Origin of the sequence: Pseudoalteromonas porphyrae (genome assembly GCF_001298125.1) — a bacterium.
GTDB lineage: Bacteria > Pseudomonadota > Gammaproteobacteria > Enterobacterales > Alteromonadaceae > Pseudoalteromonas > Pseudoalteromonas neustonica.
The window spans coordinates 49866-68726 of the sequence record NZ_LHPH01000017.1; the positions used below are offsets into that span (position 1 = coordinate 49866).

Annotated in this window: 18 protein-coding genes; 13 read left to right on the forward strand and 5 right to left on the reverse strand. The window is 39.8% G+C overall.

Translation table 11 applies throughout. The features are described from left to right. The first annotated feature begins 11 nt into the window (after positions 1-11). From ADS77_RS14455 to adk, 10 genes are all read left to right on the forward strand, one after another. Positions 12-836, forward strand: coding sequence for a DUF692 domain-containing protein (locus ADS77_RS14455; RefSeq protein WP_082355699.1), 825 nt, complete (start codon positions 12-14; stop codon positions 834-836). Between the two features lies 1 nt (position 837). Beyond that, complete coding sequence (locus ADS77_RS14460) at positions 838-1587, forward strand: DUF2063 domain-containing protein (RefSeq protein WP_054455050.1); 750 nt, start codon at positions 838-840, stop codon at positions 1585-1587. A 71-nt stretch (positions 1588-1658) separates the two neighbouring features. Then, positions 1659-1781, forward strand: coding sequence for a hypothetical protein (locus ADS77_RS22890; RefSeq protein WP_268794909.1), 123 nt, complete (start codon positions 1659-1661; stop codon positions 1779-1781). A 226-nt stretch (positions 1782-2007) separates the two neighbouring features. Further along, positions 2008-2547 (forward strand): adenine phosphoribosyltransferase, encoded by a 540-nt coding sequence (gene apt / locus ADS77_RS14465; protein WP_054205791.1) that lies wholly within the window; start codon positions 2008-2010, stop codon positions 2545-2547. Positions 2548-2550: 3 nt separating this feature from the next. Next, positions 2551-4890 carry a DNA polymerase III subunit gamma/tau gene (gene dnaX / locus ADS77_RS14470; RefSeq protein ID WP_054455053.1) on the forward strand — a complete coding sequence of 780 codons (2340 nt, stop codon included), beginning with the start codon at positions 2551-2553 and terminating at the stop codon, positions 4888-4890. A gap of 58 nt (positions 4891-4948) precedes the next feature. After that, complete coding sequence (locus ADS77_RS14475; protein WP_004588122.1) at positions 4949-5275, forward strand: YbaB/EbfC family nucleoid-associated protein; 327 nt, start codon at positions 4949-4951, stop codon at positions 5273-5275. Positions 5276-5283: 8 nt separating this feature from the next. Beyond that, positions 5284-5892, forward strand: a complete 609-nt coding sequence (gene recR / locus ADS77_RS14480; protein WP_054205762.1) for a recombination mediator RecR — start codon at positions 5284-5286, stop codon at positions 5890-5892. A 128-nt stretch (positions 5893-6020) separates the two neighbouring features. Then, positions 6021-6734, forward strand: a complete 714-nt coding sequence (locus tag ADS77_RS14485) for an RluA family pseudouridine synthase (protein WP_054455056.1) — start codon at positions 6021-6023, stop codon at positions 6732-6734. A 143-nt stretch (positions 6735-6877) separates the two neighbouring features. Further along, positions 6878-8791, forward strand: coding sequence for a molecular chaperone HtpG (htpG, locus tag ADS77_RS14490; RefSeq protein WP_054205764.1), 1914 nt, complete (start codon positions 6878-6880; stop codon positions 8789-8791). A 180-nt stretch (positions 8792-8971) separates the two neighbouring features. After that, the gene (adk, locus tag ADS77_RS14495) at positions 8972-9616 is read left to right on the forward strand and encodes an adenylate kinase (protein WP_054205765.1); all 645 of its coding nucleotides are present in this window, start codon (positions 8972-8974) and stop codon (positions 9614-9616) included. A 61-nt stretch (positions 9617-9677) separates the two neighbouring features. On the opposite strand, the gene tpx is transcribed toward adk, so the two are convergent. Continuing rightward, positions 9678-10259: a thiol peroxidase gene (tpx, locus tag ADS77_RS14500; protein ID WP_054205766.1), complete on the reverse strand. Its 582-nt coding sequence runs from the start codon at positions 10257-10259 to the stop codon at positions 9678-9680. 208 nt (positions 10260-10467) lie between these two features. Between tpx and ADS77_RS14505 the strand changes: the two genes are divergently transcribed. Then, entirely contained in the window at positions 10468-11472 is a 1005-nt protein-coding gene (locus ADS77_RS14505; RefSeq protein WP_054205767.1) for a response regulator, read from the forward strand. Positions 11473-11476: 4 nt separating this feature from the next. Further along, positions 11477-12448, forward strand: coding sequence for a diguanylate cyclase (locus tag ADS77_RS14510; RefSeq protein ID WP_054205768.1), 972 nt, complete (start codon positions 11477-11479; stop codon positions 12446-12448). Positions 12449-12510: 62 nt separating this feature from the next. On the opposite strand, the gene ADS77_RS14515 is transcribed toward ADS77_RS14510, so the two are convergent. The 4 genes from ADS77_RS14515 to ADS77_RS14530 all read right to left on the reverse strand — a co-directional run bounded on the left by ADS77_RS14515 (position 12511) and on the right by ADS77_RS14530 (position 18042). Continuing rightward, on the reverse strand, positions 12511-14025 hold the full coding sequence (locus ADS77_RS14515) for a SpoVR family protein (RefSeq protein ID WP_054205769.1): 1515 nt from the start codon (positions 14023-14025) through the stop codon (positions 12511-12513). A 21-nt stretch (positions 14026-14046) separates the two neighbouring features. Continuing rightward, positions 14047-15330, reverse strand: a complete 1284-nt coding sequence (locus tag ADS77_RS14520) for a YeaH/YhbH family protein (protein ID WP_054205770.1) — start codon at positions 15328-15330, stop codon at positions 14047-14049. A 30-nt stretch (positions 15331-15360) separates the two neighbouring features. Continuing rightward, a complete protein-coding gene (locus ADS77_RS14525; protein ID WP_054205771.1) occupies positions 15361-17283 on the reverse strand; it encodes a PrkA family serine protein kinase in 1923 nt (640 codons plus the stop codon). Between the two features lie 177 nt (positions 17284-17460). Next, positions 17461-18042 carry a superoxide dismutase gene (locus tag ADS77_RS14530; RefSeq protein WP_054455059.1) on the reverse strand — a complete coding sequence of 194 codons (582 nt, stop codon included), beginning with the start codon at positions 18040-18042 and terminating at the stop codon, positions 17461-17463. Positions 18043-18317: 275 nt separating this feature from the next. Here ADS77_RS14530 and ADS77_RS14535 point away from each other — a divergent pair, with 275 nt between their 5' ends. Next, positions 18318-18656 (forward strand): Grx4 family monothiol glutaredoxin, encoded by a 339-nt coding sequence (locus tag ADS77_RS14535; RefSeq protein ID WP_054455061.1) that lies wholly within the window; start codon positions 18318-18320, stop codon positions 18654-18656. The last annotated feature ends 205 nt before the right edge of the window (positions 18657-18861 follow it).

Genomic DNA, 18861 nt, shown 5'->3' on the forward strand with positions numbered 1-18861 from the left:
ATGAATTTGGTATGGTGGGGCTTGGTTTACGCCGAGAAATGTTGGATGAATTACTCATTCAGGTACCAAAGCAAATTGATTTTATGGAAGTGGCTCCGGAAAATTGGCTAAAACTCGGAGGGCGATTTGCCAAGCAATTTAAATCACTTACTGATACAAATAACTTTGTCTGTCATGGTTTATCGTTATCGATTGGCTCGCCTGAACCGTTAGATATTGCGTTTATTAAATCGTTAAAAGTATTTTTTGAAACACATAACATAAAGCGCTTTAGTGAACATCTTAGTTATTGCTCTGGTACTGGTCATATGTATGATCTAATGCCCATCCCATTCACTGAAGAAGCAATTAAACATGTTGTACCGCGTATTAAGCAAGTACAGGATATTTTAGAGCAGCAAATTGCTATTGAAAATGTGTCCTATTATGCGGCTCCAGGTCAACAAATGAGCGAGCTTGCATTTACCACTGAGATATTACAACAAGCTGATTGTAAGTTATTACTCGATGTAAATAACATTTATGTAAATTCAATAAATCATGGCTATGACGGCGACCATTTCTTAGCAAACTTACCGTCAGAGCGTATTGCTTATGGCCATGTTGCTGGACATTACAATGAAGCCGATGATTTAATTATTGATACTCACGGCGCAGATGTAATAGACCCTGTATGGCAACTACTCGATAGCGCTTATAAATATCACGGGGTATTTCCTACCTTATTAGAGCGTGACTTTAATATTCCTGCTATTCCCGATCTAGTTAAAGAACTGGATATAATTCATTGTCTACAAGCGAAGAACGCTATACCTCAGAGTAAAGAAAGTGCCTGATATGAACTTTATTGACACGCAACACGCGTTTATGGCGCATATTCGTGAACCACAATTGCACCCAAAGCCTAACGGTATTGAAGATCGCCGAATGGCTATCTATCGCGACTTATTTTTTAATAATATAAATGGCTTTATTTCATCTGGTTTCCCGGTTCTGAAAACACTCTACAGTGATGATGACTGGTTACAGTTAGTTCGCTGTTTTTTTGCTGAGCACGATTGCCAATCCCCTTATTTTTTGGATATTGCGGGAGAGTTTATTCATTATTTAAGTAGCGACTATAAAATGCTAGAAAGTGATCCCGCTTTTATGCTTGAACTTGCGCATTATGAATGGATAGAACTTGATGTATCGATTACACAGCTAGACATTATGGAACGAATTATCACCACACAGCTAAGTAACACACCGCTTTACCTTAGTAGCTGTGCCCGAAATTTAAGTTATCAATACCCAGTGCAACACATTACTAGCGAATTTCAACCTTCAGAACCATCGCAACAGCCGCATTACTTTGTTGTATATCGTGATACTGAAGATGAAGTGCAGTTTATAGCTACCAATGCAATGACAGCATTACTCTTATCTATAATAGAGTCAACATCAGGAATTTATTTAGCTACGGTTATTGAGCAAGTCGCTCAGCACGCACCGCAATTTACAGAAGAGCAATTATTGCAAGGGGCTACCCAGACATTAACCGCGATGGTTGAACGTGGTGTGATCGTGACAAAAAATCAAGGTTAAACGCTTTATTGATTTTTTTACATCGACTATCATATGCGCTTTATTTGTCGCGCTTAATAAAGGTAGTCCCCATGTCAGAAGATAAAGATTTTAAAGACCCATTTAACGCTATGTATTTTATTGCGTTTTTAGCTATATTTGCAGTAGTTGGGTGTTTAAATGCAATATTAGGTTGGATCACAACCGTGTCTTAATTTACCCTAGTAAATTATACTAAGGCTGTATTTTGTGCAGTCTTATCATTTTAACTCCTTACCAACACTTTACTTATACCACACGCCTCGTACATTAACAGATATTCTAAATTGCCTCCTGTGGTTTTTATAAATCACGTTTTATTCCTACTGAAACTCGCTTCTTGGGGTGGCTTGGGTATATAATTACCTGCTTTGTAATATTACATGTATGACAGCTAAAATTATGACAACTCCATCTATTATTAAAGACAGCATTACCACCATTGCAGATTACCCAAAAGCGGGCATTATGTTCCGTGATGTAACTACGTTGATGGCTGACCCTGCCGCGTTTCAAGCGACGATTAATGCATTTATAACTGCTTATAAAGATCAAGGCTTCACAAAGATCATTGGTACTGAATCACGTGGCTTTATTTTTGGTGCGCCACTTTCATATGCACTAGGTATCCCTTTCATTCCAGTTCGTAAACCAGGTAAACTACCGCGCGAAGTGATCTCGCAAGATTATCAACTAGAGTATGGTGAAGATGTATTAGAGCTACATACGGATGCTATTGTCCCTGGCGACAAAGTATTATTAGTGGATGACTTATTAGCGACTGGTGGTACGATTGAAGCAACGGCTAAGTTAGTTCACAAGCTTGGTGGCCATGCCACAGATGCGGCATTTGTAGTCTCTTTACCTGAACTAGGTGGCGAGCAACGTATTGCAAAAATGGGCATTAAAATCCTAAAATTGGTTGAATTCGAAGGCGAGTAATTAATGAGTTATCAAGTCCTAGCGAGAAAATGGCGTCCACAGACCTTTCATGAATTGGTCGGTCAGTCCCATGTGAAACAAGCATTGGTAAATGCTTTGACGCAAAATAGACTGCATCACGCTTATTTGTTCACTGGGACACGCGGGGTGGGTAAAACCACCATCGCACGTATTTTTGCAAAAAGCTTAAATTGTGATGAAGGCATTTCGGCTGAGCCTTGTGGAAAGTGCAGTAGTTGTGTCGATATTGAAACGGGTCGTTATATTGATTTACTTGAAATAGATGCGGCATCTCGGACCAAAGTGGAAGATACTCGAGAAATTCTCGATAATGTACAATATGCGCCAACGCGTGGCCGTTACAAAGTGTACCTGATCGATGAAGTACACATGCTCTCAAAGCACAGTTTTAATGCATTATTAAAAACCTTGGAAGAGCCACCTGAACACGTTAAGTTTTTATTGGCGACTACCGATCCACAAAAACTACCGGTTACCATTTTATCTCGCTGTTTGCAGTTTAATCTTAATGCGTTATCGCAACCCGAAATACTCCAGCAACTTGAATATGTATTAGGCGAAGAACAGTTAAGTTTTGAAACCCAAGCACTGCAAATTATCGCTAAAGCTGCTGATGGCAGTATGCGTGATGCATTGAGTTTAACTGATCAAGCCATTGCCCAAACCAATGGTGATATTAAGCATCAAGCGGTACAAGCAATGTTAGGGTTGATGGACAACCATTATAGCCAGCACTTGCTAGTGGCATTATTGGCGCAAGATGGCGCTGCATTGATGGCGCAAATAGAGCAGATTGCCACTCAAAACCCAAATTATATAGCCCTTTTAGATGATTTAATTGGTCTGACGCATCTAGCGCAATTGACGCAATTAGTCCCAGACGCTGCAAAATTAGATGAATATAATCGTGAATTTATTAGCGAAGTAGCGTTGAGTTGTGACTCACAGCAAATTCAAATTTATTATCAATTACTGCTCAATGGTAAAAAAGATCTCCAATGGGCGCCAGAGCCGCGTTTAGGCTTTGAGATGATTATGCTGCGTTTATTAGCATTTCAACCAATTGATAACCAAATAGTTGCCAACACAGTATCGGCTGGATCATCAGCGGATGAAAAACGTTCTCGAGCAGGCTCGCTCAGAGACATTCTAAATAAAAACAAGCAAGCACCATCAGAGCGTAATGACGATCAAGTTAGATTGCCAGCGGGAACATCAGCTACTACATCAGCGGCCACCGCATCAGAGAAAAAACCGGCCGCAGTTCCCCACAACACAGTGGCGATGGAGCAAGAGCCAACTGCGCCAGTTGATATAGCACCTGCTCATGTAGCTGCAGCTGATCCAGAAACTGAGCTTGAGCAACAATTAGCATCACAATATGATGATGTGATGAGTAACGCTGTGGATCAAGGCTTTGATGGCGATACTAACCATGCTCAAAAACAAAATATTAGTGACCATCAGCATAGCATTGAACCAATTGGAAACGCGGCGGTTGTACCAAGTAATAATTCACTTTCTGACTATTCCGCTACCACAGATATTAGTCAAAAAGAAGCACAAGCGCAGTCTGCAATCGCACGTATTTTACGTGATAGAAATATTTCGGGTGCAGGCACGCTTTCTGGTGGCAAAGTATCAGCAGAGCCGGTAACGACGACGATACCGGCGGTTGAGCGCAGTACACCGGTAAAAAAGTCCCAACCCCAAATAGCGGGGACAACTAGCCAAGCTGAGGCTAACGGCTACACGGCAAACATTGCACCAAATAAAATTATAAAACCTGACTTTAAAGAAAAACATCAAACAATTACTGAAAATTTAGCGCCAGAGTTACTAGAGCAAATTAATCCACAAAAAATGGTGGCTGCACCTGAGCCAGAAATAAACATTCAAGTGCCCGATGATTTTCAAAGCCCGATCAGCGATATCCGTTTTGCGCATCAACAAGATGAATGGGCTTATTTAATTAAGCGAATGGGGCTTGGCGGGCGGATGCGCCAATTTGCACTGCACTCAATTTATTCAAAACAGCAGCAACAATTACATTTAGAAGTTGACGCATCGCAAAAACACCTTGATACACCTATGCTGAGACAAAAATTAACGGCAGCACTGGCCAGTATTTATGAGCATAATGTTGAATTAAGCATTAACTTTGAAGTCGGGGTGATTGATTCCCCTTATTTAATCCAGCAAAAAATAGATGCGGGGCGTCACCAGCAGGCGATTGATGTGATCAACAGCGATGAAAATATCGTGCAATTACAGCAGGTATTTTCTGCAATAATCGACGAAAACAGTATTCAGGCATTGTAATTTTTTGCAATAGCCCTTATCTTCATGCCAATTAAAGATTATATAAAGAGAGAGAGTTATGTTTAAAGGTGGAATGGGTAACATGATGAAGCAAGCGCAACAAATGCAAGAGCGCATGCAAAAAGCCCAAGACGAAATCGCAACGATGGAAGTTGTTGGTGAAGCAGGTGCAGGTCTTGTTAAAGTAACGATGCTTGGTAATCATAATGTTCGCCGCGTTGAGCTTGATGAAAGTTTAATGGAAGATGATAAAGACATGATTGAAGACTTACTTGCAGCAGCATGTAATGACGCAGTACGCCGTGTAGCTGATGAAACACAAGAGCGTATGGGCAAAGTTACTGGCGGTATGCAATTACCACCAGGCATGAAAATGCCGTTTTAAGTTAAAATATGCAACTTTCAGAGAGTTTAAGTCAGTTAATAGAAGCATTACGCTGCTTACCGGGCATTGGCCCAAAATCAGCGCAACGTATTGCATTTCATTTACTTGAGCGCGACCGTAAAGGTGGGAGCCAGCTGGGTAATGCATTAACAAAAGCGATGACTGCAATTGGTCATTGTCAATCGTGTCGTACATTTGCAGAGCAGCCACACTGTGATATTTGTTTAAGCATAAAGCGCCAAGACAGTGGTGTTTTATGTGTTGTTGAATCGCCTACTGATGTCTTGGCTATTGAACAAACAGGGCAGTATCAAGGTTTATACTTTGTTTTGATGGGGCATTTATCACCTATTGATGGTATTGGTCCTAACGAAATAGGCTTAGATACCCTTGAGAAAAAGCTACAGCAAGGCGGTATTAACGAAGTGATTTTAGCCACCAATCCAACGGTCGAAGGTGAAACCACTGCGCATTATATTGCGCAGCTTTGTCATCGTTATAAAGTAGAGGCTTCGCGTATTGCTCATGGTATACCTGTCGGTGGTGAGCTTGACTTACTCGATGGCATGACATTAATGCATGCGTTTAGTGGTCGCAGGGCAGTTACCGAAAATTAACTGTTAGCGTAATTAAACACTTTGAAAGAAAAAGCCTGCATTAACTTAGTTATGCAGGCTTTTTAATGGCTTTTAGCAAAACTCACATAAATATGTTTTTAATAAAATTGGTATTAGCAGGAATATAAATGCCTGAACAGCACGTAATAACTCCCAGCATAGTTGATGATTTTGTCGCCCCAATATGCACCGGCTTTTTAGACATACTCTATCAGGATGAAGATATTTTATTAATCAACAAACCCAGTGGTTTATTGAGCTTGTCGGGTAGAAATCCACTTAATTGGGACTCGGTACATTATCGATTAGTAAATGGGCAAGCAGGAGTTAGTCCGCCTTTCCCTGAAGCCAAATTACCGCATCGATTAGATTATGGCACATCAGGTATTATGGTCGTGGGGCTAAATGCTGAATCATCAAAGCAGCTTAATAAGCAATTTCAGAACCGAGCGATTACAAAACACTATATAGCGATGTTACAAGGGTGGGTTGTGAAAGATGAAGGGCAGGTTATCGCACCGATAGCGAAAGACACGTTACTTTTCCCTTTAGTTAAAATTTGTGAGATTACAGGCAAAACCGCAGTAAGTGACTACAAGGTATTAAAGCGTATTGACCAACCAAAGCGAAGTTTAGTGCAGTATATGCCTATGACAGGGCGTACTCATCAACTTAGGATCCACAGTAAAGAGATGGGTCACCCTATTTTGGGTTGTGATCTATATAAAAATGAAACGAGCGAAGCAATGGCAGCACGGTTGCTTTTACACGCCAGTGACTTATTTTTTCAGCATCCAAAAAGTGGCGAGCAGATCCACGGCCATTCGCCATGTTTATTTTAAGCGTTAAGTTTAAATGTTAATAGCCTATTTACTCAGTTTAAATAATTATTTCGTTTGCCTTTTTTATATTTCCCCTTGAAGTTAACGAACCGCGCCCCATATTAAGTGCATAACGCAGAGACTTTGCTAATTGGAGAAACACAATGACTGCAGCACAAAAAGAAACATTAGGCTTTCAAACGGAAGTTAAACAACTATTAAACCTGATGATCCACTCACTTTATTCAAATAAAGAAATATTTTTACGTGAGCTTGTGTCAAATGCCTCAGATGCGGCAGATAAATTACGCTTTTTAGCACTTTCAAACGGTGAGCTTTACCAAGGTGATGCTGATCTTAGAGTACGTATCAGTGCAGACAAAGAAGCCAATACGGTCACTATTTCTGATAACGGCATTGGTATGACACGCGATGAAGTGATCAGCTCTTTAGGCACAATTGCTAAATCAGGCACAGCTGAGTTTTTTAAAAACTTAACAGGTGATCAAGGTAAAGACTCACAGTTAATTGGCCAATTTGGTGTTGGTTTTTACTCAGCATTTATTGTTGCAGACTTAGTTACTGTTCGCACTCGCAAAGCTGGTGAAGCAGCCGGTGTTGAATGGCAGTCGCAAGGCGAAGGCGAATACACATTACAAGAAATTGAAAAAGAAGGCCGCGGAACAGACATCATTTTACACCTTCGTGAAGATGAAACAGAGTTTGCTGATGATTGGCGTCTGCGTAGCATCGTGACTAAATACTCAGATCATATTTCTACACCTGTACAAATGTACAAAGCAGAAGTACCTGAGTCTGAAGGTGAAGATGGCGAAAAAACACCAGCAGTACCAGGTGAGTGGGAAAGCATTAACCGCGCGACTGCACTTTGGACTCGCGATAAATCAGAGCTTTCTGATGAAGAGTACAAAGAATTTTATAAGCATGTAAGCCATGACTGGGAAGAGCCGCTTAGCTGGGGACATAATAAAGTAGAAGGTAAAACTGAATATACAAGCCTACTTTATATCCCTAAGAAGGCCCCATTTGATTTATGGAACCGTGAACGCCAAAGTGGTTTAAAGCTTTATGTACAACGCGTATTTGTAATGGATGACGCAGAACAGTTTATGCCAAGTTACTTACGCTTTGTTAAAGGTTTACTTGATTCAAATGATTTACCATTGAATGTATCACGTGAAATTTTACAAGATAACAAAGTAACGCAAGCAATTCGTAAGGGCTGTACATCACGTATTTTAAAAATGCTTGAGCGCATGGCTAAAAACAAAGCCGATGATTACCAAGTATTTTGGAATGAATTTGGTCAAGTGATCAAAGAAGGCCCAGCGGAAGACGCAGCTAATAAAGAAGCGATTGCTAAACTATTACGCTTTGCATCAACGCATACAGATGAAAGCACACAGAATGCGTCACTTGAGCAATACATTGAGCGTATGAATGAAGGTCAAGATGCAATTTACTATGTTGTGGCTGATTCATTTACCACAGCAAAAAGTTCACCGCATTTAGAGATCTTCCGTAAGAAAGGTATCGAAGTATTATTGCTAAGCGACCGTGTTGATGAATGGATGATGAGCCACTTAACAGAGTTTGCTGATAAACCATTTAAATCAATCACACGTGGTGACCTAGATTTAGGTAACCTAGATGATGAAGAGACCAAAAAAGCGCAAGAAGAATCTGAAAAAGAAGTTGAAGGACTTGTTGAGCGAATCAAAACAGCCTTAGGCGATACAGTAAAAGATGTACGCTTTACACATCGTTTAACTGATTCACCAGCCTGTGTGGTTGCAGATGATAATGACATGAGCTCACAAATGCAAAAGCTTATGGAGTCTGTAGGGCAAGCAGCACCAGAAGCAAAGCCTATTTTTGAACTAAACCCAGAGCACCAACTTGTTAAACATTTAAATGTTGAACAAGACGAAGAGAAATTTGCTCAGTGGTCACATGTACTTCTTGATCAAGCTCTACTTGCAGAGCGTGGCACGTTAAAAGACCCAGCTGGGTTTGTGACACGTTTAAACAAACTAATGCTTGATTTAAGCAAGTAATTGCTCAAAAAATAACATTTTAATGAAAAGGGAACCTCGGTTCCCTTTTTTTATGGTGTGTGTGTAGTCAATTGGTATAAGTTGCTTGAGTATCGCAGGCGCTTATGGAAGAATTCAGGCTTTATAATAAATCATACTGATGCAAGATAAGTAAAATCAGTATCAAACGAGGACAATGATATGCGCATTATTCTTTTGGGCGCGCCGGGTGCAGGTAAAGGCACTCAAGCTCAGTTTTTGATGGACAAGTACGGTATTCCACAAATTTCTACTGGTGATATGTTACGTGCAGCAATTAAAGAAGGCACACCACTGGGTTTAGAAGCTAAAAAAGTAATGGATGCAGGTCAGCTAATTTCTGATGACATCATCATTGGTCTTGTTAAAGAACGTATTACTAAAGCGGATTGTGAAAAAGGTTTCCTACTTGACGGCTTCCCGCGCACAATTCCACAAGCTGATGCAATGAAAGAAAATGGTGTTGTCGTTGACCACGTTATTGAATTTGACGTTGCAGATGAGATCATTGTTGATCGTATGGGCGGACGTCGCGTTCACCCAGGTTCTGGTCGTGTATACCATGTTGTGTATAACCCACCAAAAGTTGAAGGCAAAGATGACGTAAGCGGTGAAGATCTTATCATCCGCGCTGACGATACTGAAGAAACAGTCCGTAAACGTTTAGGTATCTACCATGAGCAAACAATGCCATTGGTTGATTACTATCAAGCTGAAGCGAAAGCGGGTAACACTCAGTACCACCGTTTAGACGGAACACAAGCTGTTGAAGCGGTTAATCAACAGTTAGCTGAATTATTAGGTTAATAAGCTAATAATCTAAAAAAACCGCCAATTGGCGGTTTTTTATTATCGTATTAATAATAAATCAGAGTGACTTTAAAGCACTAAGGACAGGCTCATACTTAGGCTCTGTTGATAGATCAGCCACTAATTGTTTATAAACAACCTTATGATTTTCATCAAGCACGAAAACAGCGCGGGTTAATAACCCCATATCTTTGATCACTAGGCCATAATTTTGGCCAAAGTTACGCCAAACAGAGTCAGATAAAGTGACTACTTTATCGATGTTTTCAGCCTTACAAAAACGCGCCTGTGCAAAGGGTAAATCAGCACTGATAGTCAGCATGGCAATATTGGGAAATTGTGCAGCTACTTTTTCGTTAAAATGCTTTGTTTGAATACTACATACACCTGTATCCAGACTTGGAACCACGCTAATTAAAACAGCTTGTCCTTGGTAATTTGCTAAAGTGACCGGTGTGAAAGAACCGTCAACTACTTTAAAATCGGGCGCTTGTTCATTTAATTTCACTCCTTGGCCTAACAACGTTATGGGTTTTGATTGTGCGGTGACTTTACCTGCATCTAACGTGTTTTCTGGAATTTCAGTCGCGAAAGCAACAGAGCAAAAAGCACTCAAGGCAAAACTGATAGAACGAAGCATAAGGTATTTCCTTTAGAATTAACGCAATTAGCCAGAGTGTATTATAATCATTGGTGCACACCAAGGTTTTAGTGAAATTTAAAATTGTAAATAGGTGTTACATTGATTAACATAATACAGTAATAAATGTTTATTCAATGATCAATAATAATAAATGTATTGTAACTAAAAAGTGGTTGCTATAAATAAACACTATCAGAGAGAAAATATGTCAACATCGGTACTAATTTGTGATGATTCAAAACTTGCGCGCCGTCAGTTAGCGCGTTCGTTACCCGATGATTGGGATATAAAAATAGAATTTGCTGAAGATGGCGTTCATTGTATCGAGCAATTAAAAGCAATTCGTCCTGAGATATTATTTTTAGATCTTAATATGCCGCAAATGGATGGCTATGAAGTACTGCAAGCCATTGAGGAATTACAGTTTCAAGTTCTTACTGTTGTCGTCTCTGGCGATATTCAACCAAGTGCCCATCAGCGTGTCATTGATCTTGGTGCAATCGATTTTATTCAAAAGCCATGTGATGCCCAAAAGCTTGCAGATATTATCGAGCATCATGGCATTAAAGATAAAGCCATGCGTGAAAGGCTCTCTCATAAATTGGGTGAGCAAGTTGACCCCGATGTAAGAGACATTTATCAAGAGTTAACAAACGTAGCAATGGGGCAAGCAGGGGATTTATTAGCACGACTGCTTAATGTGTTTGTTGAGCTACCGATTCCGAATGTAAATATCCTTGAAGTAAATGAGTTAGACATGGCGCTGCGTTCAATTGACGCAAATTCATCTACATCTGGTGTATGCCAAGGCTTTATTGGTGGAGGGGTTTCGGGAGAAGCGCTGCTACTGCTCAACGACTCAAGTTTTAAAGAAATAGCATCGTTGATGAACTACGAAGGCGAGCTTAACAATAAAGTTGAATTAGAATTGCTCATGGACATTAGTAACATACTAATTGGAGCGATTTTAACAGGTTTATCCAGACAACTTGATATGACCTTTAGCCAAGGTCACCCGGTCGTACTAGGGCAGCATTGCGATGTATCTGATCTAGTAAAGGCTAACAAGTCTCGTTGGCAGCGTACGTTAGCTATAGAAATTAGTTACGGTATCGAAAACCATAATATTAACTGCGATTTAATGCTGTTATTTACCGAAGATTCAATGAAAACTTTGAAATACAAAGTTGCTTACCTACTAGAAGACTAACATTATGCCTGCAGCAGATTTTAATATGAATGAAATCCATTGGTTAATGGATATGTTTAATACCGTTGATGTTGGTTTAGTGGTGTTAGATCGTGACTACAAAGTGTGTATTTGGAATGGTTTTATGGAAAACCATTCAGGTTTGCTACCAAGTGCAGTGAAAGACAAAGATCTATTTGATTTGTTCCCATCAATAGATGAAAAGTGGTTTCGTAGTAAGTCTGAATCAGTTTTCATTTTGAAAAATCGCTCATTTACCATTTGGGAACAGCAGCCTTATATTTTTAAGTTTAAAAATTATCGGCCAATAACAGGCAAAGCTGATCACATGTATCAAAATGCCACGTTTATTCCGCTTTCTAATACGATGGGCGAAGTTGGTCATATTTGCATTATTATTTATGATGTTACTGATGAAGCCGTCAATAAAAAAGAGTTAGAAGCCGTTAACCGCAAACTTGAACTAATAAGTCAAACTGATGCATTAACCCAGCTTGCTAATCGCGGTCACTGGGAAAATACTTTACGCCAAGAGTTTTTACGAATAAAACGAAGTGGTGGCTGTAGTACGTTGCTAATGTTTGATATTGACCACTTTAAAAAGATAAACGATGAACATGGACACCGTTGTGGTGATGAAGCACTGCGTAACATTGCCGACTTACTTCGTAAAACGTTACGTGAAACTGACGTAGCAGGGCGTTATGGTGGCGAGGAGTTCGCAGTAACATTACTTGATACGGATAAAAAAGGTGCACAGATATTTGCAGAGCGCTTAAGAAGTGTTATTGAAAACTCATCGATATTTTTTGATGGACAGCAAGTCACGATGACAGTCAGTGTAGGTTTTGCATGTTTTGATAGTAGTTTTGAACGTCACGAAAAGTGGATAGAGGCCGCCGATAAAGCGCTTTACCATTCAAAAGAAAATGGCAGAAACCTTGTTTCAGCTTTTAGTGATATTCCACAAAGCTAATAAAAGCGAGTAAAAGTAATGGTTAAGAAAATGACGCTATGGCGTCATTTTTTATTGTTCAATTATTCTGTTGTATGGCGAGAGTCATCAGATGGGCATTGCGCCACCGTACTTACTTCCCCTGACATAGACTCCTGCTCAAGTTTCACTTTAAAGCCCCATAGCCTATAGAGGTGTTTTAATACCTCGTCATGGGATTTAGCAAGCGGGATATTTTGATGAGGTACATAACGTAGAGTTAAAGAACGATCCCCTCTAATATCCACATCGTAAACTTGAATATTAGGTTCGTGATTACTTAAATTATATTGCGCTGAGAGTGCCTCGCGTACTGCGTGATAACCACTTTCATCGTGAATAGCGCCAACGTGTAAATTAGGATCTTTTTCATGATCGATAATAGTAAATAATTTAAAGTCGCGGATCAGTTTCGGTGATAAAAACTGGCTAATAAAGCTCTCATCTTTAAAGTTTTCCATAGCAAAGTGCAGCGTATCTAGCCAGTTACTGCCAGCATATTCAGGAAACCACTGTTTATCTTCCTCTGTTGGGTTTTCACATATACGACGAATATCAACCATCATATTAAAACCTAATGCATACGGGTTGATCCCCGAATAGTAATTGCTGTTATATGGTGGCTGATAAACAACATTGGTGTGGCTTTGTAAAAACTCCAGCATAAACGAGTCGGTTAATTTACCTTCATCGTATAGATGGTTCAAAATAGTGTAATGCCAAAAGGTGGCCCAGCCTTCATTCATAACTTGCGTTTGTTTTTGCGGGTAAAAATACTGAGAGATTTTACGGACTATTCTAATAACTTCTCGTTGCCAAGACTCCAATAGTGGGGCATTTTTTTCAATAAAGTACAAAATGTTCTCTTGTGGTTCGCGCGGGAAATGACGTTCGTGCGGCTTTTTCTCTTGCTGATGAGATGGAATAGTACGCCAAAGCTCATTTACTTGTGATTGCAGGTAATCTTCACGTTCTTGCTGGCGCTTTTGCTCTTCAAATAAAGAGATTTGCTGCGGGCGTTTGTAGCGATCCACACCATAATTCATTAGCGCATGGCATGAGTCAATCAGGTTTTCAACATCGTCAATGCCATACTTTTCTTCGCAGCGTGCAATATAGTTTTTTGCAAACAGTAAGTAATCAATAATTGAGCTGGCATCGGTCCATGTTTTAAATAAGTAATTACCTTTAAAAAAGGAATTATGGCCGTAGCAAGCATGTGCCATTACGAGTGCTTGCATTGGCAGGGTGTTTTCTTCCATTAAGTAGGCAATACAGGGATCAGAATTAATAACAATTTCGTATGCTAAGCCCATTTGCCCACGCTTGTAGTTTTGTTCCGTTTGAATAAACTTTTTACCGTAAGACCAATGACTATAACCAATCGGCATACCGACACTGGAGTAGGCATCCATCATTTGTTCAGCCGTGATCACCTCAATTTGATTTGGGTAAGTATCAAGGCGATAATGTTCTGCTACGCGCGCTATTTCGTCTTGGTATTGCTGTAATAAATCAAATGTCCAATCTGGGCCATCACTTAAACGTTTATCGGTCATATAAATACCTCGCTGTACAGCTTAAGCTGCACCTTGGTGTTGACGACTTTTTTTAAATAGCTCTCTAAAAATAGGGTAAATATCTTCAACACTTCGAATATGTTGTATGGCAAAATTATCATTGCTTTGACAAATTTTTTCATACTCACGCCATAAGCTTTGATGGGCACGCGTCGTGATCTCAATATACGCGTAATAACGCACATCATTTAAGAGTTTATTACGCAATATTTCACCGCATTGTGGGGTGTCATCTGCCCAATTATCGCCATCAGAGGCTTGCGCAGCATAAATATTCCACTCACCCGCGTTATAGCGCTCTTGTATGATCTCATGCATTAATTTCAATGCGCTGGAGACGATTGTTCCGCCGGTCTCTTGCGAATAGAAAAACTCTTGCTCATCGACTTCTTTTGCTTGAGTGTGATGGCGAATATACACCACTTCAATATCTTTATAGCTACGTGTTAAAAACTGATACAGCAAAATATAAAAGCGTTTTGCCATATCTTTGGTTGCCTGATCCATCGAGCCCGACACATCCATAATACAAAACATCACGGCTTTACTCGTTGGGTGAGGTTGTTTTTCATAATTACGAAAACGCAAATCATAGTTATCAATAAAGGGCACAGCGCCAATACGTTTTTGCAATTGGGCAATTTCTTGCTCCATTAACGCTATGGCTGCTATATCCGGTTCAGGATCAGCCATTAACGCAGCAAGCTGCTCTTGTAACTGAGCTAGCTCACGTTTTTTACCTGCACTCATCGCAACGCGCCTTGCAAGTGAGCCTTGCAGTGAACGCACGATGTCGATATTACTAGGCATACCATCGCTGCAAAACCCGGCGCGATGTGTTTTCATTTGTACTAGTTTATCAAGTTGATTTTGTTGAAGGTTTGGTAGCTCTAAATCTTCAAATAGTAAATCTAAATACTCATCTTTAGAAATTGAGAATACAAAGTCATCTTCGCCTTCGCCTGAGTCACTTGCTTCACCTTCGCCCGCACCTCCACCTTGACCACCTTGCGGGCGCTTAATTTTATCGCCCGTAGAAAATTGATCGTTACCAGGGTGAATTTGCTCTCTATCGCCTCCTTTACCTTGATGAAACGTTGGCTCACTAATATCCCGCTGCGGAATAGAAATACTCTCTCCGCTACTAGTATCAGTGACACTGCGTTTATTGATAGCATCTGATACAGCTTCTTTGATCTGTTTTTTATATCGCCTAATAAAGCGTTGACGATTTAACGTGCTCTTATTTTTACCGTTCAGGCGACGGTCTATAAAATGCGCCATAAAGACCCCCTAAAAATACACCTTTGTGTGTTATTGCGATTTACGCACTCGTAAATACCATTCAGATAACAAACGAACTTGCTTTTGGGTGTATCCTTTTTCCACCATCCGATTGACGAAGTCTTCGTGTTTTTTCTGATCTTCTGCAGATGTTTTTGCATTGAATGAAATAACAGGTAATAACTCTTCGGTATTTGAGAACATTTTTTTCTCAATCACAGTGCGTAGTTTCTCATAGCTGGTCCACAACGGATTTTTACCGTTATTGTGAGCACGAGCACGTAGCACAAAGTTAACTATTTCGTTGCGGAAATCTTTAGGGTTGGAAATGCCTGCTGGTTTTTCAATTTTCTCAAGCTCAGCATTTAAGGCTTCACGGTTAAATAATTGGCCGGTATCAGGGTCGCGGTACTCTTGATCTTGAATCCAAAAATCAGCGTAGGTTACATAGCGATCAAAAATATTTTGCCCGTATTCTGAGTACGACTCTAAATAAGCTGTTTGCAATTCTTTACCAATAAACTCAACATACTGCGGAATTAAATAGCCTTTTAAGTGACTCAGGTAGCGCTCTTCAACGTCAGCAGAAAATTGCTCACGTTCAATCTGCTGTTCAAGCACGTAGAATAAGTGCACTGGGTTGGCAGCTACTTCCGTGGTATCAAAATTAAAGACGCGCGATAGAATTTTAAATGCAAAGCGGGTAGATAGCCCAGTCATGCCTTCATCAACACCGGCGTAATCACGATACTCTTGATATGATTTTGCTTTAGGATCGGTGTCTTTTAGGCTTTCTCCGTCATAAACGCGCATTTTTGAGTAGATACTGGAGTTTTCAGGATCTTTTAATCGAGATAATGTTGTAAATTTAGCCAGCGTTTCAAGTGTACCCGGTGCGCAAGGTGCGTTGTATAGTTCGCTATGCTCTAGCAATTTGTCGTAAATTTTCACTTCTTCTGAAGCGCGTAAACAATAGGGCACTTTTACAATATAAACACGGTCTAAAAATGCTTCATTATTTTTGTTGTTTTTAAAGGTTTGCCATTCAGATTCGTTTGAATGAGCTAAAATCATGCCGCTAAAGGGCAGGGCGCTAATCCCTTCTGTGCCGTTATAGTTACCCTCTTGTGTAGCAGTCAATAAGGGGTGTAGCACTTTGATAGGCGCTTTAAACATCTCAACAAATTCCATCAAGCCTTGGTTGGCAAGACAGAGTGAGCCTGAGTACGCATAAGCATCGGGATCATTTTGGGCAAAATGTTCTAGCTGGCGAATATCAACTTTACCGACTAACGCTGAAATATCCTGATTGTTTTCATCACCAGGCTCAGTTTTGGCAATCGCAATTTGATTTAAAATTGATGGGTAACGTTTTACCACTTTAAATTGGCTAATATCACCATTAAATTCAGATAAGCGTTTAGTTGCCCATGGTGACATAATCGTTTTTAAGTAGCGTGGTTTTATACCGTACTCTTTTGCGAGCAGATCAGCATCCTCGTTAGGGTCAAACAGTGCCAATGGGTGATCGTTAACCGGAGAGCCTTTAATGGAGTAAATTGGCACCTGTTGCATTAGGTACTTGAGTTTTTCTGCAATGGACGATTTACCACCGCCTACAGGGCCTAGTAAGTAAAGTACTTGCTTACACTCTTCAAGTCCTTGTGCGGCATGTTTTAGGTATGAAACGATTTGCTCTATGGCATCTTCCATACCATAAAAATCATTAAATGCGGGGTAGCGTGCGACAACTCGGTTTGAAAATAACCGACTTAGACGTGCATCAGTTGACGTATCGACCATTTTTGGCTCACCAATCGCTGTTAATAATCGCTCTGGTGCGCTGGCATATGCCGATTTATCCGTTTTACAAATTTCTAAGAACTCAGCGATACTGTACTCTTCTTCCTGTGCCGCTTCGTATCGTGCTTGGTAATGCTCAAAAATACTCATGAAGACCTCCGAAAACCTGCTTAAACTAGGTGCTTAAAGATTAAAAATAAGCAAAGGTTATATAAAGCTTAGTCACGAATTTAGATTTTTGTGCAATAAAATTAAAAATTTATGTTAAAAAACAAAAAAGACGCCGAAGCGTCTTTTAAATTAGGTTAGCTCAAAATGAGCTGCTAATTATGCGAAGTTAGCGTTCGCGAATTCCCAGTTAACAAGCGACCAGAATGCTTTTAAGTAATCTGGACGAACGTTACGGAAATCGATGTAATAAGCATGTTCCCACAGATCCACAGTAAGAAGCGGTGTAACACCGTCTTGAGTTAGTGGAGTTGCTGCGTTAGATGTATTAACAAGGTCTAAAGAACCATCAGCTAATTTTACTAACCATGTCCAGCTTGAACCAAAGTTGTTTACAGCTTTGTCATTAAAAGCTGTTTGGAATGCTTCAAAAGAGCCCCATTTAGCATTGATAGCATCTGCAACCGCGCCCGTTGCTTCGCCACCGCCATTTGGAGATAGGCTGTTCCAGTAAAAAGTGTGATTCCAGATTTGTGCTGCATTGTTAAATACACCACCATCTGAAGAACATACTACTTCTTCAAGTGTTTTATTTTCGAATTCAGTACCACCAACTAAACCGTTAAGTTTAACAACGTATGTGTTGTGGTGCTTGCCGTGGTGAAACTCTAACGTTTCTTTTGAAATGTGTGGCTCAAGTGCATCAATTGCATATGGTAGTGACGGTAGTTCAAATGACATTTTTATCTCCATCTTCTTTTGGTTGATAGTCCGTTTGGTAATACGTAATGCCTGCTCGAACAGACCACTTATCTATACCAAACAGAATTATAGTGTTACTATAATTGTTGAGTATTTTACTCAAGTTTTAGCAAACAGCAATGCCAAACAGCAATGCAAATGCAAGACTATTTCGATTGCGGCTTTATTTGCCCACTTTAAGATACATATATGAGGCTTAATGAAAAATTTTCAAGCCTTGATATGTTCAGCTATCGTCATTTTTGAGGTTGTAGATGGAAACCATAGATAAAATTAAACAGCAAATTTCTGAAAATCCAATTATCCTTTATATGAAAGGATCGCCTAAATTACCAAATTGTGGTTTTTCTTCACAAGCATCTCAAGCATTAATGTCATGCGGTGAACCGTTTGCTTATGTTGATATTTTACTTAATCCTGATATTCGTGCTGAATTACCAGCATATGCTAATTGGCCAACATTTCCACAATTGTGGGTTGATGGCGAATTAATAGGTGGATGTGACATCATTATTGAAATGTTTCAACGTGGTGAGTTACAACCACTGATCACTGAAACAGCAGAAAAATATAAAGAAGCTGATGCTGAATAAGCATTGCTGAAATAGAAAAACCACTTTATATGAAATGCCAGTCAGCTAATACTGACTGGCATTTTTATTTATAAAATTGGAAAAAGCGCGTTCGTATGTAAATAACGATTCTCTGATACCAATCGTGTTAAGTTAATGAGCATTTATAGCGAAAGATAAACGCAGTTATCGCTTTATTTAGCCCGCTAGAATGGTTAAATATTTA